Genomic DNA, 409 nt, shown 5'->3' with positions numbered 1-409 from the left:
CATGGCACAAGTCATCAACACCAACACGATGTCGTTGAATGCTCAGCGTAACCTGAGCACCAGCGGCAGCTCCCTGGCCACCACGATCCAGCGCCTGTCGTCGGGTTCGCGCATCAACAGCGCCAAGGACGACGCCGCCGGCCTGGCGATCTCCGAGCGCTTCGGCACCCAGATCCGCGGTACCGACGTGGCCATCCGCAATGCCAACGACGGCATCTCGCTGGCCCAGGTCGCCGAAGGTTCGCTGAGCGAAATCGGCAACAACCTGCAGCGCGTCCGTGAACTGGCCGTGCAGGCCTCCAACGCCACCAACTCCGCCAGCGACCGCAAGGCCCTGCAGGCCGAAGTCACCCAGCTGGTCAGCGAAATCGACCGCGTCGCCAAGCAGTCCGACTTCAACGGCACCAAG

Annotated in this window: 1 protein-coding gene; it reads left to right on the top strand. The window is 64.8% G+C overall.

Annotation, left to right across the window (positions count from 1 at the left end):
* Position 1: 1 nt before the first annotated feature.
* Positions 2-409: flagellin N-terminal helical domain-containing protein (locus AC07WC_RS17780; RefSeq protein ID WP_495211176.1), on the top strand; the 408-nt coding region annotated here is incomplete at its 3' end.

This window comes from Stenotrophomonas sp. GW821-FHT01H02A, from assembly GCF_059422145.1.
This window is presented reverse-complemented; position numbering and strand designations above follow the sequence as displayed.